General features: G+C 61.0%; 10 protein-coding genes and 1 tRNA gene. 9 read left to right on the forward strand and 2 right to left on the reverse strand.

Going from position 1 to position 13,288, the window contains the following annotated elements:
- Positions 1-443: 443 nt before the first annotated feature.
- Positions 444-1,262, reverse strand: coding sequence for an exodeoxyribonuclease III (locus DW037_RS03910; RefSeq protein ID WP_118372856.1), 819 nt, complete (start codon positions 1,260-1,262; stop codon positions 444-446).
- Positions 1,263-1,397: 135 nt separating this feature from the next.
- Between DW037_RS03910 and DW037_RS03915 the strand changes: the two genes are divergently transcribed.
- The 4 genes from DW037_RS03915 to DW037_RS03930 all read left to right on the forward strand — a co-directional run bounded on the left by DW037_RS03915 (position 1,398) and on the right by DW037_RS03930 (position 5,932).
- Positions 1,398-1,955 carry a Sir2 family NAD-dependent protein deacetylase gene (locus DW037_RS03915; protein WP_233503825.1) on the forward strand — a complete coding sequence of 186 codons (558 nt, stop codon included), beginning with the start codon at positions 1,398-1,400 and terminating at the stop codon, positions 1,953-1,955.
- A 95-nt stretch (positions 1,956-2,050) separates the two neighbouring features.
- Positions 2,051-3,781, forward strand: coding sequence for a dihydropteroate synthase (gene folP / locus DW037_RS03920; protein WP_118372857.1), 1,731 nt, complete (start codon positions 2,051-2,053; stop codon positions 3,779-3,781).
- Positions 3,782-4,483 carry a hypothetical protein gene (locus DW037_RS03925; protein ID WP_118372858.1) on the forward strand — a complete coding sequence of 234 codons (702 nt, stop codon included), beginning with the start codon at positions 3,782-3,784 and terminating at the stop codon, positions 4,481-4,483. It begins immediately after the preceding gene.
- 252 nt (positions 4,484-4,735) lie between these two features.
- Entirely contained in the window at positions 4,736-5,932 is a 1,197-nt protein-coding gene (locus DW037_RS03930; protein WP_117743660.1) for an ATP-binding protein, read from the forward strand.
- 105 nt (positions 5,933-6,037) lie between these two features.
- Here the strand turns inward: DW037_RS03930 and DW037_RS03935 are convergent, their stop codons facing one another.
- The gene (locus tag DW037_RS03935; RefSeq protein ID WP_158565210.1) at positions 6,038-6,811 is read right to left on the reverse strand and encodes a type III pantothenate kinase; all 774 of its coding nucleotides are present in this window, start codon (positions 6,809-6,811) and stop codon (positions 6,038-6,040) included.
- A 196-nt stretch (positions 6,812-7,007) separates the two neighbouring features.
- On the opposite strand from DW037_RS03935, the gene DW037_RS03940 reads away from it, so the two are divergent.
- From DW037_RS03940 to DW037_RS03960, 5 genes are all read left to right on the forward strand, one after another.
- Positions 7,008-7,084, forward strand: a tRNA-Met gene (locus DW037_RS03940).
- A 447-nt stretch (positions 7,085-7,531) separates the two neighbouring features.
- Complete coding sequence (gene bilR, locus DW037_RS03945; protein ID WP_233505698.1) at positions 7,532-9,562, forward strand: bilirubin reductase, long form; 2,031 nt, start codon at positions 7,532-7,534, stop codon at positions 9,560-9,562.
- 235 nt (positions 9,563-9,797) lie between these two features.
- Positions 9,798-11,102 (forward strand): ATP-binding protein, encoded by a 1,305-nt coding sequence (locus DW037_RS03950; RefSeq protein WP_117629808.1) that lies wholly within the window; start codon positions 9,798-9,800, stop codon positions 11,100-11,102.
- A gap of 285 nt (positions 11,103-11,387) precedes the next feature.
- A complete protein-coding gene (locus DW037_RS03955) occupies positions 11,388-12,434 on the forward strand; it encodes a hypothetical protein (protein WP_117629809.1) in 1,047 nt (348 codons plus the stop codon).
- Positions 12,435-13,274: a hypothetical protein gene (locus tag DW037_RS03960; protein WP_117629810.1), complete on the forward strand. Its 840-nt coding sequence runs from the start codon at positions 12,435-12,437 to the stop codon at positions 13,272-13,274.
- The last annotated feature ends 14 nt before the right edge of the window (positions 13,275-13,288 follow it).

Genomic DNA, 13,288 nt, shown 5'->3' on the forward strand with positions numbered 1-13,288 from the left:
GCCGGCTATCTTTGAAATAGAGCAAGCCGTTTACCTGCGGTTTTATTATTTCGGAATTGCGTATGGTTGGGGGTTCGCGATTCAGCCCCGTAAACCGGCATAGTTTTGAAATAGCCGGCTGATACGACGGGCATCGTGGCCCTCAGAGAGCCAAATTGATCCGTTTTCTTTCGCCTCCAGACGTTCCCAGGGAATCAGCTGAACCCGCCCGCCACGGAATCGGCCTATCTACTACGTTTGGCCCGACACCCCCAAACACAACCGCGTTTTATGAAAAACCGCAGGCTTTCTACCTGCGGTTTTCTTTTTGCGTTGTTCGCTGTGGTTGAGGGTAGTGGCTTAAACGTAGTAGATGGGCCAGTTTCGTGACAAGCGGGCCGCGTGGATGCCCTCGCGAGGTGAAAATGATCCCTTTTCCTCCGTCCCCAGGGGATTAGTTGGGGCTAGAGCTCTAGGGTGAGGGTGACGGGGCAGTGGTCGCTGCCGAAGATGTCGCCGCGGATGCCGGTGTCGCGTACGTTGTCGGCGATTGCGTCGCTTACCAGGAAGTAGTCGATGCGCCAGCCGGCGTTGTTCTTGCGGGCATTAAAGCGGTAGCTCCACCAGCTGTAGACGCCCTCGACGTCGGGGTTTGCCGCGCGCCAGGTATCGGTAAAGCCGGCGTTGAGCAGCTCGGTAAACTTGCCGCGCTCCTCGTTCGAAAAGCCGGCGTTGCCGCGGTTGGACTTGGGGTTCTTAAGGTCGATCTCCTCGTGCGCCACGTTAAAGTCGCCGCAGGTCACGACGGGTTTGCCGGTCTCGCGCTCGAGCGCGTTCAAAAAGCCGCGGTAAGCATCGTCCCAGGCCATGCGCACGTCGATGCGGGCGAGTTCGTTTTGCGCGTTGGGAGTGTAGACATCCACAAACCAGAACTTGTCGAACTCCAGCGCGCAGACGCGGCCCTCGGTTGCGGCTTGGGCGACGAGTACGGCCGCCTCGTTCTCGCCGGCGTAGGGTAGCAGTGCGTCGGCGTGCAGCACGCGCAGCGGTTCCTGGCGGCTAAAGACCGCAGTGCCCGAATAGCCTTTACGCTCGGCGTAGCTCCAGGTTTGGTGATAGCCGGCCAGGTCAATATCGACCTGGCCTTCTTGCAACTTGGTCTCTTGCAGCGCCAGGATATCGACGTCGAGTTCTTGCGCGATCTGGATAAAGCTCGGGTCCTTTTTGAGCACGGCGCGCAGGCCGTTGACGTTCCACGAGGCGAAAGTGTAAGTCTGAGGCATGGTGTCCTTTCGACGGGGTTGGCAGGCTTAAGATTAGCGCAACAGGGGCGGGGTGGGCTCCGCGCATGCTGACTTAAAGGTCGCATGCTGGGACATCGCCCGACGCCGCCCGATCAACAAGGACGGAGGGCTCATATGACGCAGGCAATATCGGACCCCAGGCAGGCGTCCGCCGCGCTGGCGGATCTGTTTGACACCCACAAGCGCGTGGTCTTCTTTGGCGGCGCTGGTGTTTCCACGGCAAGTGGCATCCCCGATTTCCGCAGCGTGGACGGCCTGTATCACCAGCAGTTTGCCTACCCGCCCGAGACTATGCTCTCGCATAGCTTTTATGAGACACATCCGGCCGAGTTCTTCGACTTTTACCGCACCAAGATGATCGCGCTTAACGCTAAGCCCAACCGCTGTCACACCAAGCTGGCCGAGCTGGAGCGCGCCGGCAAGCTTGATGCCGTGGTGACGCAAAACATCGACGGCTTGCATCAGATGGCGGGCTCGCAGCGCGTGTTCGAGCTGCACGGATCGGTCCATCGCAACATTTGCCAGTCGTGCGGCGCGGTCTATAGCGCCGAGTGGATTTGCTCGCGCGAGCACGAGGACGCCGCGGGCGTGCCCGTGTGCCCCGCGTGCGGTGGTCGCATCAAGCCCGATGTGGTGCTTTCTTGCGACATCGCGGCCGCGTTTGCGTTCTAGCCCGTGTGCGCGGATACAATAGAAAGACTGATTGCAAAGCGACCCCGCCGCCAGCTCCCCAAGCTCGGCGGCGTGGGCATTTTAGGAGGATGTTCATGGCGAACGACAGCAAGACATGGCGGTGCGGAAAGTATGAGCTCAGCTTTGACCGTCCGCGCATCATGGGCGTCCTCAACGTGACGCCCGATTCGTTTAGCGACGGCGGGGAGCACTTCGACCCGGATGCCGCCATCGAGTACGGCCTGGCGATGCTTGACGCCGGCGCCGACATCATCGACGTGGGCGGTGAGTCCACGCGCCCCGGCTTTACCCCGGTTAATCCCGACGAGGAGGCTCGCCGCGTGCTGCCCGTGGTGCGCGCGCTGGCCAAAGAGGGCGCCATCGTCTCGATCGACACGCGCCACGTGGCGGTTGCCAAGGCGGCCGTGCGCTGCGGCGCCTCGATCGTCAACGACGTGACGGGCTTCACCGACCCCAAGATGGTCGAGTTTGTTAAGACGAGCACCTGCGGCGTCATCGTGATGCATGCCGGCGAGGTCGCCGCGCCTACACGCACGCACGCAACGGTGCAGCTCGATACCTCGGCTGCGGCGTTTGTTGCCGAGAAGGCGCGCGAGGCGGCTGCCGAGGCCGCGCGTGAGGCTGAGAAGCCGGCTCGCCGCCGTCGCGGCAAGTTACTGGGCGAGCCTAAGCCGGAGGCCAAGCTTCCGGGCGGCGTGGTGCAGCCCTCGTTGCCGTTTGGCGATCCGGAGCCCGCGACCGAGCCTGCAAGCGAGCAGGAGACGCCGGCCGCCGAGCAGGCTGCTGCCGCCGAGACCGTCGCGCCCGCGCCCGAGGCCACCGAGGCCGCATCGGAGTCCAATGACCGCCTGGCCGCCATGATGCGCCGCAGCGCCCGCCGCGAGGAGGCCTACGTGCCCACCTCGCAGCTCCGCCGCTTCACCCTGCCCGATTCGGCGCCCATCATGCGCCGCGTCATGGGCTTTCTGTCCGACCAGGCCCGCGCGCTCATCCACGCCGGCGTGTCGCGCGACCGCATCTGCATCGATCCTGGCCCGGGCTTTGGTAAGTCGGCTAACGAGGACATCGTCATCCAGCGCGAGACTGCCAAGATGGCGTCACTGGGCTATCCGCTCATGTGCGCTGTATCGCGCAAGCGCTTTGTGGGCGCCGTCTCGGGCGTGACCGAGGCCGCCGAGCGCGATGCCGCTACGTTTGGCGTGTGCCTGGGCGCCATCCAGGCCGGCGCCAACGTCGTGCGCGTGCACGACGCCGCGGGCTTTGCGCAGTTCCTGAACGGCTACTGGGCGGTTGCCAAGCCGCAGCCGCGCCGCGCGTTTGTGGCCGTGGGATCCAACTTGGGGCATCGCTGCGACAACATCCGCGCCGCACGCGACATGATCGCCGAGATTCCACTTACCTGCGTGTCCAACTCCTCCAAGATCTACGAGAGCGAGCCGGCCTACGAGACGCGCCAGGACGCGTTTGCCAACGCCGTCATCGAGATCAAGACCGAGTTGGCGCCGCTGGTGCTGCTCGACGAGCTCATGAAGATCGAGGCCGAGCTGGGCCGCGACCGCTCCAAAAAGGCCAAGGCCAACGGTCCGCGCACCATCGACCTGGACCTGCTGTGGATGGACGGCGAGACCCACGGCGGCAAAAAGCTGCGCCTGCCGCATCCGCTGATCGGCGAGCGCGACTTTGTGCTGGTGCCGCTCGAGGATCTGATGCACGACCCGGCGCGGTTCTTCCGCTACAACGGCGTCGAGGTCAAGGAGCCCGAGGATCGCGTGGGCCATATCGTGGGTGAATTGGGGCGTATGTAGATGATCGAGACGAACGCTGTAGTCGCTGCCACTGAGCTCGACGCGGCGCGTGACGCGGGTCGCGAGGGCGTGTCCGCGGGCTGGTGCGCGTGGAGCGTGGGCGATGCTTCGCTGACGTTTTCGCTGGTCGTGCGTCCGGATGTGAACATGCATGCCTTCCACGGCCTGCCGTTTGTGGCCGCGATGGGCATGATGGACGCGCTCGTGGGCACGGCTTCGACGCCGGGGTTGGGCCTTGCCGGCAAGGTGGGCATTGAGTGGCCGAGCAATATCGTGTGCGGTGCGCCTGCGTTTGAGACGTCGCTCGCGCGTGTTGCCGTGAACGGCGGTGCCGGTGCTGCGGGCATGTTTGCCGCGGTGACGGTTGATATTGAACGTGCGGCGCTGGGCGAGCTTGGCGTGGATATGGCCGACGAGGTGCTGGTCGAGGCATTGGCCACCGCCGTGCTGACCCGCGTGGACACCTGGGCGGTTGCCGCCAACACACCACAGGGCGCTGCCGGCCCGCTGGCTCCGGTGCTGGGTGAGTACTTCGATATGGTGCCGCTGCTGGGTCGTCAGGTTGCGGCGGTGTCGCCCAACGGTTTGCCGCTTGCGGTCGGTGTGTTTGCGGGCCTGGACATCTGGGGCCGCGCGACCATCAAGACCGATGCCGGCGAGCAGGAGTTTCCGCCCGAGGCCGTACGGATTCGCGGGCTGTAACGCGGGGCGTTCGCGCCCAAAGATAGACATGACAACAAGACCCTCCTCGGCCTGTGCCGGGGAGGGTTTCGCCTATCTGGGGAATGGGTTGCCAGCGCCCTATTCCTCAAAACTGAAAAATTTTCGTTTTTGAGGAATAGGATTAAGGCGGCTCGGTCTTTCGCGAGGTATATTCGCTATAGAGCCTATTCCTCAAAACTGAAAATTTTTCAGTTTTGAGGAATAGCGATAAAAGACCGCGAGGAGGCCCCGATGAAACTCATCAATAGAACGTCATATATGGACACGTTGACGAGTCTTATTGGCGTGCCGGACATCAAGGTCATCACGGGCATCCGTCGTAGCGGTAAATCAAAATTGCTCGAGGCCCTCCGCGATTACGTGGAGGCACATCTGTCCAATTCGAATGTCATCCATATCAACTACAACCTCGATGAGTTCGAGAACCTGCTCGAGTATCACGCGCTGCTCGCCTATGTAAAAGAGCATCGAGTGTCCGGCAAACAAAACTTTCTGCTTATCGATGAAGTTCAGATGTGCGACGGTTTTGAGCGTGCGATCAATAGCCTTCACGCATCCGAGCAGTACGACATATTCATTACCGGATCGAATGCCTTTTTGCTGTCGAGCGATCTGTCGACGCTCTTTACGGGGCGTACGTTCGAGATCGAGGTTTTCCCATTCTCGTTTGAGGAGTATCGTCTCTATGGCGACGAGGGCGAGGTCGACCGCGACTTCGATGAGTACGCGAGAACCGGCGGTATGTCCGGCTCTTACCCTTATCCACTGCAGGAGCAGCGCTATCAATATCTCTCCAACGTCTTCAAGACGCTCATTGTGAGAGATATCGTGCAGCGGCATAACGTGAGAAACGAATCGGCGCTGCTGCGCATTGCCGATTACATGATGGACAACGTTTCCAACATTACGTCGGCACGCAACATTACTGATGCATTAAATGCGGATGGGTTAAAGATTACGAACAAGACGGTCGGCACGTACATGGGGTACCTGTGCGATGCGTTTGCCTTCTATAAAGTTCGTCGGTACGACATTCGCGGCAAAAAATACCTTAAGAGCGGCGAGAAGTACTATCTGGCGGACCATGCGTTTAAATATGCGCTGCTTGGTACACGTGATATGGATTGGGGACGCGTATACGAGAACATGGTGGCAATCGAGCTGCTGCGTCGCGGATACGAGGTATACGTCGGCGTGCTCTATAAAAAGGAAATAGACTTTGTAGCAATCAAGCGGAGCGAGAAACTCTACATTCAGGTGAGCGACGACATCAGCTCGGATAAGACATTTGAACGCGAGATTTCGCCACTGCTGAGCATTGGCGATGCGTATCCCAAGATGATTCTCGCCCGCACGCATCACGAGGCCACGGATCGCGACGGAGTGCAGATCGTGGACCTGGCGAGGTGGTTGTGCGGCGAGGCGTAGCAGAAAGCCTATTCCTCAAAACTGAAAAAAATTCGTTTTTGAGGAATAGGACCGATGCATTGCTTAGTCCGCCGCTCGCGCCCGTGCTCGACTTAAGCCCCTGCCTTACCCCAGCTCCTGCATGCGGCGGTAGATTTCGCAGATGCCCTTGATGGTGAGCTGTCCGTCGACCACGTCGAAGGCATCGGTCGAATCGGCGACGATGCCCGCGAGACCGCCCGTGGCGATAACGGTGGCATCCTCGCGGCCCAGCTCGCGCTTCATGCGCTCGACCAGGCCCTCGGCCATGGCAGCAGCGCCCACCACGGCGCCGACCTTGATGCACTCCTCGGTATCGCGGCCGATGGCATGCTCGGGCGCCTCGAGCGGCACGCTGGCGAGCTTGGCGGCACGGGCGGCAAGCGCGTCCATGGAGATGCGGATGCCCGGCGCGATCGCTCCGCCAATGTAATAACCGTCCTCATCGATGACGTCGATATTGGTCGCGGTGCCAAAGTCCACCACGATTGCCGGCGCGCCGTAGAAAGTTTCGGCCGCAACGGCGTTAGCGACGCGATCGGCGCCTACGGCTTGGGGACGCGCCGCGCGCAGCTTGGTCACGGCGGCCGTCTGCGGCCCGATGACGATGGCGTCTGCGGCAATGCGGTCGGCCACGGCGTGCCACTCGCGCGAGAGCTGCGGCACCACGCCCGCAAAGGCGATCGCGTCAACCGCATCGAGCGAGAGGCCGTACATCTTAAAGAAACCCATCAGGCGCACGTGGATCTCGTCGGCGGTATAGGAGCGGTCGGTGGGCATGCGCCACGACTGCACCAGCTCGTCTCCGTCGAACAGGCCCATGGCCGTCTGCGTGTTTCCCATATCGATAGCGAGCAGCATGTCTACTCCCAGTGTTGGCATAAAAGGACGCGCACCATTGTATACGCGCCGTCGACGGCGCTCGGCCGCGATTCGTTTACGGTGATAGGGGCTGAGGGGTTTAAATATGAAGGAATTATGCTCTACGAGATTTTCCTTGCCGTTTACCGAACTCCCGCGTAATATTCTTTCTTGCGCACATGAGGCGCCCAGACATTGCGGGGTGGAGCAGTCTGGTAGCTCGCCGGGCTCATAACCCGGAGGTCGTAGGTTCAAATCCTGCCCCCGCGACCAAGAACTTGCAGCTCGTCGGCCTAGCCGGCGAGCTTTTTTGTTATTCCGGGACCGTGTTTTCGGTCCAATTCCCAACCTCTCAATCAAAGATCTCGATCTGTAACATCTAGACCCGATTTGGGCGGCTAGATGTTACAGATCGAGATGTTTCGGCAGGACGGTCTTCGTTTGTCTAAATCTGTAACACGAGGGACGGTTTTTACTGAGTAACTGTTACAGATCTAGATCTTTCGGCAGGCTAGATTGGTTCGTCTCAATCTGTAACAGTTGCTCGGCAAAATAGGGCCTAACTGTTACAGATTGAGACAAACCGACGGGCCGTCCGCTCCATCCACCTGCCGCCACCTGATATTCGCCGATTTTCGTTGTGCCGCTGTACCTCCATGCCATATCCTCTAGACAACTACGCGGCAACATCGCCGCCGCGCCTACAAGAGAGGAATGTCCATGACCGCACCTGCCACTAAGCTGCTCCAGCCCATTACGGTTGGCCCCCTTGAGCTCAAGAACCGCATTATGTTCCCGCCGCTCACCACCGGCTACGAGGAGCGCGACGGTTCCATTGGCGAGCGCAGCCTGGCTTTTTACGAGCGCCTGGCCCGTGGCGGCGTGAGCTACATCGTCATCGGCGACGTCGCTCCCGTTATGACCGCGAGCCCCACGCCCAAGCTGGCGACCGATGCCCAGATCCCCACGTTTAAGGCGCTGGCCGACGCCGTCCACAAGCACGGTGCCAAGGTCGCGCTGCAGCTGTTCCATCCCGAGTACGACGTGCCCGGTGTCGGCCGCATGGTCATGGGTTCCATGGCCGCTGCGAAAGCTGCGCAGGAGGCCAAGGCCGCCGGCGACGAGGAGGCCTTTGCCGCCAAGATGGCCGAGTCCAACGAGATTCGCAAGCAGGCCTACGCCAAGCTGCACCACGACATGCAGCACTTTGTGAACGAGGCCACCGTGGAGCAACTCACCCAGATCAAGGAGGCCATCGCTGCCTCGGCCGCTCGCGCACAGCAGGCCGGGATCGACGCCATCGAGGTCCACGGCGACCGCCTGGTGGGTTCGCTGTGCTCGGCCATCCTCAACAAGCGCACCGACGAGTACGGCGGCTCGTTCGAGAACCGCGTTCGCTACGCGCTGGAGGTCGTCGCCGCCATTAAGGAAGCCGCACCGGAGCTGATGGTGGAGTACAAGCTCCCCGTGATCATGGAGAACCCCGACGGCACGCCGCGCGGCAAGGGCGGCCTGCAGCCCGATGAGGCCTGCGAGTTTGCCAAGCTGCTCGAGGGCGCGGGCATCGACATGATCCAGGTCGCGCAGGCCAACCACACCGGCAACATGGGAGACACCATTCCGCCCATGGGCGCCATGCCCTACAACTGGACGCTGCCGGTGGCCGAGCGCGTCAAGGCCCTGGTCTCCGTGCCGGTGGCAACCGTCGGCCGCGTTGTCTCGGTCGAGGCCGGTGAGAAGATTCTGGAAGACGGCGCGGCCGACATCATCGCCTACGGCCGCTCGCTCATGTGCGACCCCGACATTGCGCTGAAGGCCGCCACGGGTGAGCCCATCCGCGAGTGCCTCAACTGCAACAAGGGCTGCGTCGACGCGATTCAAAACCGCAAATACATCTCGTGCGTGCTCAATGCCGAGAACGGCGACGAGGCGACCATCGCCATTAAGCCGGGCGAGGGCGACAAGAAGATCGCCGTGGTGGGCGGCGGTATTGCCGGCCTGGAGGCCGCGCGCGTGGCGGCCAAGCGCGGCTACGACGTGACCGTCTATGAGGCGAGCGATCATCTGGGCGGCCAGATTGTGCTGGCGGCCGCGCCTCCGCGCAAGGACGAGATCATGCGCTCGGTGGAGTATTACGAGAAGATTCTGCCCGGCCTGGGCGTAAAGGTTGAGCTCAACCATGCCGCTACGGCCGAGGACCTCAACGCCGCCGACGCCGCGATTGTGGCTGTGGGCGCGCACGACGTGGTCATCCCCGTTCCGGGCGCCGATTCGGACAAGGTCGTCTCGAGCTGGGACGTGCTGGCCGGCAAGGCGGAGCTCGCGGGCTGCGTCGCCGTTATCGGCGGCGGCCTGGTGGGCACCGAGACTGCCGAGTACCTGCTGCAGAACGGCTGCGAGGTGGCGATTGTCGAGATGCTCGACAAGATTGCCGCAGGCGAGTCCGAGACCATTCTGCCGCTGATTATGAACGACTTTGCCGCCCACAACGTTGAGCAGCATGTTAAGACCCGCCTGACCGCCATTACCGACGAGGGCGTGGAGGCCGTTCGAACCACCGAGGACGGCGCCGAGGAGCCGGTGAAGATCGCCTGCGATTACGTGGTGATGGCCGTGGGCTCCAAGGCCAACGGGTTTGACCTGGACGGCGTAACGGTGCCCGTGACCTGCGTGGGCGACTGCTCGGGCGAGCGCACCGCCGACATTGCGAGCGCCATTCGCACGGCGTATCACGCGGCCAACGAGCTCTAAGTAAGAAAGCTATCGCGTATTGAGTGGGCGGGGAGTGCCGTATCGGCGCTCCCCGCCTTTTTTGCCAATGAGGGCGCCCCTGACCAGCGGGTTCAGAAAATCCGAATTTCATGCACCAGAAAATCCGACTCCTTAGAACATGAAAATCCGAATCGCAACCACCCGAAAATCCGAATTTGCTACAGTGGAATAGAGGAATCAGAAAGCAGGAACTGGAAATCTGCGGGGGTGGCTCATGGCGGGCGAAAGGCTACATCGGGACGGATACATCCCGCGTATCGTGGATGCGCAAATCGAACGCTACCTTCGCGTCTTTGGCGCGGTCGAGATTGCGGGCACCAAGTGGTGCGGCAAGACGTGGGCCGCGCTTGAGCACGGGGCGTCCGCCTCGTATGTCGACGAGAATCTCGACCTCGCGCGTGCCGACCCGGCGATGATGTTGCTGGGAGACCGTCCGCATATTATCCATGAGTGGCAGCGAGTTCCCCAGATTTGGGACTACGTTAGACACGAGGTTGACCGCACCCGGGGCACGCGCGGCGCCTATATCCTCACGGGTTCCGCCACGCCTGCGTTTGGCTCAAAGACGGAGGCACCCGCGCATAGTGGAGCCGGCCGCATCGGCCGCGTCCGCATGTACCCCATGACGCTTGCCGAGACAGGTGAGTCCAGCGGCAAGGTGAGCCTGGCGGGCTTGTTTGAGCATCGTTTTGAGCCCTGTCGGTGCAATGGCGATACACCGGGGCTTGTCGAAGCCGCCTGCCGCGGCGGCTGGCCCGAGGCGATCGATATGGTTTCGGCTGACGCCCAGCTCATCGCTCGCGAATATCTCAACACTACGTTTTCGAGCAGCTTCCCGGCGGTTGGTCTCGACCCCGATATTGCTCGTCGAGTCTCCGCATCGATCGCGCGCAATCTGGGACAGGCGACCACGTATAAAACGATTCTTATGGATATGTTCGGTGCCGAGGGGGAACCCGCAGCGTTTGCCGACGAGACCAAGGTGCGCAGGTACCTGGATGCCCTCAAAGGCATGTTCATTCTCGAGGAGGTCCCCGGTTGGGTTCCCGCCGCGCGCGACAAACGACGCTTTACCGTCAAGCCCAAGCGCTATCTGGCAGATCCGAGCCTTGCTTGCGCCTTGCTAGGTATGTCCTTGCAGGCGCTGCTTGCCGACTGGCAGACATTTGGTCTGGTGTTTGAGAATTTGGTCATACGCGATCTTTCGGTCTACGCACGTTCGCTCGACCTGCTGGATAGCACGCCCGTGCGCTATTATCGCGACGATTCGGGCCTTGAATGCGATGCCATCGTGCAGCTAGCCGATGGACGGTGGGCCGCCTTTGAGATTAAGGTGAGCGAAGATAAGGCGAGCGCCGGCGTTGAGAGCCTCAAGCGCGTTCGCAAGAAGGTCTGTGGAAATCTTCGTTCACGCACACGCGAACCGGAGTTTATGGCCGTGATTGTGGGGGTGGGTGAGTACGCCCGCGAGGTCGAGGACGGTATCTACGTGATACCCGTGCGCGCGTTGGGGTGTTAAGGGGCGGCACGCCGTGTGCCCGCTGCCCGGTGCTGCGGATTGGTGCAAGTGGTCAGGTTTGTTTGCACCATGTCCTTGGCATATGGAAGAAGCTGCTATTCGTAATCTTTAAGACATCATTAAGGCTTGCGCTGTGGAGCAAACCGCAGGTCAATGCTATTCTTTTACCTTATCGTATGGTGTTGTATTCTGCCTGAATTCTATGCCTACGAGCAACGGATTGATCGCGACCAAGCGGAAAGGACGGCACGCCCGCTAGCAGGGCAAACGCAAACGATGAGTGGCATGGACCGACATAGCGAGCTCCAGCAGCACAAGACGGCGGCCGAGTACCGCCAAGCTGCCGACGAGCATGTGCGGACCCTCAAGGATTTCTGGAAGGATTTCCTGGTGAGCGGTCTGTTTGTGCTGGCCGCCATCGTTGCCATCTTTGCATGCCTTGCCTGGTTTGCCGCGAACAATCGAGTGAGCGCCACGGGGAGTACGATCGGGGCGAAGGGCCCACGGTTTGTGCTCTCGGGAACGCAGGGCGGCACGGCAGGTAAGTACGACGCCCAGGACAACTACGCGTCGGACAGTACAAGCCTTGCCGTGAACAATCTTTTCAACCTCAATAACATGAGTGCCGATGGCAGTCTTTCTCCGGGGTCGGCGGGCCAGCTTCAGCTCAACGTCAAGCCGCTCTGCAACGACCTGCACGATATTACGGTGGAGATGACCTGGGAGATTTCTGTCCAGACGAGCGTTGCGGGCACGGACTCCGTTGTGGACGCATCGACAAACGAAGAGATCATCAACTCGCTTAAAGATTTGGTGCGCGGTCATATCCTGGTTTTCCAGGGCAAAGACACCTCTGGCTTTTACTCCAATCCGCTGGTTCCCACGACAACCACGGTGACCCAGGACGGAGCGAGCGTCACCGTCATTACGCAGAGCTTTACCATCCCGGCGCGGAGCTTTTGCGCTGAGGGCTCAAATAGCACGACCAAAACCGCAACCAAAACCCTCTACTGGATTTGGCCGGAGCAGTTCAAGAGCTATGTTCGCACGGGCAACGCCGGCTACGGTGGCAACCTTTTCGCTAACACAGGCGACGAGGGGGGATACACAACCCTCGTCGGCGACATCAACAATAACCACGCGCGCTATTTCCGCGCCGATAGCACGAGCGTGCCAGGTCAGGCGCCTAGCGCGGTTCCGCCTGTCGGAGCCGGCATGTCCTCTGCGGATGTGGAAACCTGCGCCAGCTACTACAACAACGCCGACGAGATTATCGGCAAGAACGTCAAGTACATTCGCGTGCGCTTCACCGCCAAGGAGGCGGATAAATAAATGGACGAGCAGCTTAATGCCCGCGAGCAGGGCGATATCAAACACAACGAAGGAGCGGCAAACCCCGGCGGCAACGGGTTCGGCTCGCACGGCGAAGCGCGTCCGGCTGGCCGCATCGAGCGCATCAAGGCTTGGGTGAGCGACCACCGTCGCGAATCCCTGGCCATCGTGGGTCTGGTGGCCGTGCTTCTCGTGTTGCTGGGATTGACGCTCGGATGGTTCGTCGATGCCAATCGCGGCTCCACCGTTGGCAAGATCAAGGAGCCGGCGGAGCTCAAAGTGCTGGGCCCCAACGCTACGGCAACAGAGCAGGTCGACCTGAGCTACAACCCCGAATACGGCGATACCAAGACCGGCAACACGGTGACGCTCAAGCGTGCGTTTTGCGTGCAGACGGGCGGTGACGGTTTTGAGCTGCAACTCGCGAATACGACCAACATTACGGGTCTCACTATTGAGCTGTACAGAGCCGAGAACACGTCTGCGCTCCAGACGCCCGACGTGAGCGGTACCGCAGACGGCAAATCTTATAGCTGGAAAGCAACCGGAGAGAACCTGCTGACGAGCTTCGAATATATCAACAAGGAGAACGACGGTCTGGCAGCCGTGCCGGGCGAGGGCGCAAGCGACCCTACATTCAAGGACTATCAAAACGTCCAGCGCAACGCGCGCCCGCTCTACCGATACAAGAAATTCGGCAAAGGCGACCTCAACGCTAAGACACTCGACAACTCGACTGGCAATGACACGCTTAACTTTATCATCAAGCTTTCGTGGGACGAGAGCGCCAAAGAGACCGACGTGATTTACCTGATCGCGCGCAACACGAGCGGCAAGTAGGAGAGGGGGCGCAC

Source organism: Collinsella sp. AF39-11AT, assembly GCF_003474585.1.
GTDB lineage: Bacteria > Actinomycetota > Coriobacteriia > Coriobacteriales > Coriobacteriaceae > Collinsella.

Excerpts from the sequence above, each read along its gene's own strand:
- DW037_RS03910 (WP_118372856.1), bottom strand. The coding sequence starts at position 1,262 with ATGCCTCAGACTTACACTTTCGCCTCGTGGAACGTCAACGGCCTGCGC.
- DW037_RS03915 (WP_233503825.1), top strand. The coding sequence starts at position 1,398 with ATGACGCAGGCAATATCGGACCCCAGGCAGGCGTCCGCCGCGCTGGCG.
- folP (WP_118372857.1), top strand. The coding sequence starts at position 2,051 with ATGGCGAACGACAGCAAGACATGGCGGTGCGGAAAGTATGAGCTCAGC.
- DW037_RS03925 (WP_118372858.1), top strand. The coding sequence starts at position 3,782 with ATGATCGAGACGAACGCTGTAGTCGCTGCCACTGAGCTCGACGCGGCG.
- DW037_RS03930 (WP_117743660.1), top strand. The coding sequence starts at position 4,736 with ATGAAACTCATCAATAGAACGTCATATATGGACACGTTGACGAGTCTT.
- DW037_RS03935 (WP_158565210.1), bottom strand. The coding sequence starts at position 6,811 with ATGCTGCTCGCTATCGATATGGGAAACACGCAGACGGCCATGGGCCTG.
- bilR (WP_233505698.1), top strand. The coding sequence starts at position 7,532 with ATGACCGCACCTGCCACTAAGCTGCTCCAGCCCATTACGGTTGGCCCC.
- DW037_RS03950 (WP_117629808.1), top strand. The coding sequence starts at position 9,798 with ATGGCGGGCGAAAGGCTACATCGGGACGGATACATCCCGCGTATCGTG.
- DW037_RS03955 (WP_117629809.1), top strand. The coding sequence starts at position 11,388 with ATGGACCGACATAGCGAGCTCCAGCAGCACAAGACGGCGGCCGAGTAC.
- DW037_RS03960 (WP_117629810.1), top strand. The coding sequence starts at position 12,435 with ATGGACGAGCAGCTTAATGCCCGCGAGCAGGGCGATATCAAACACAAC.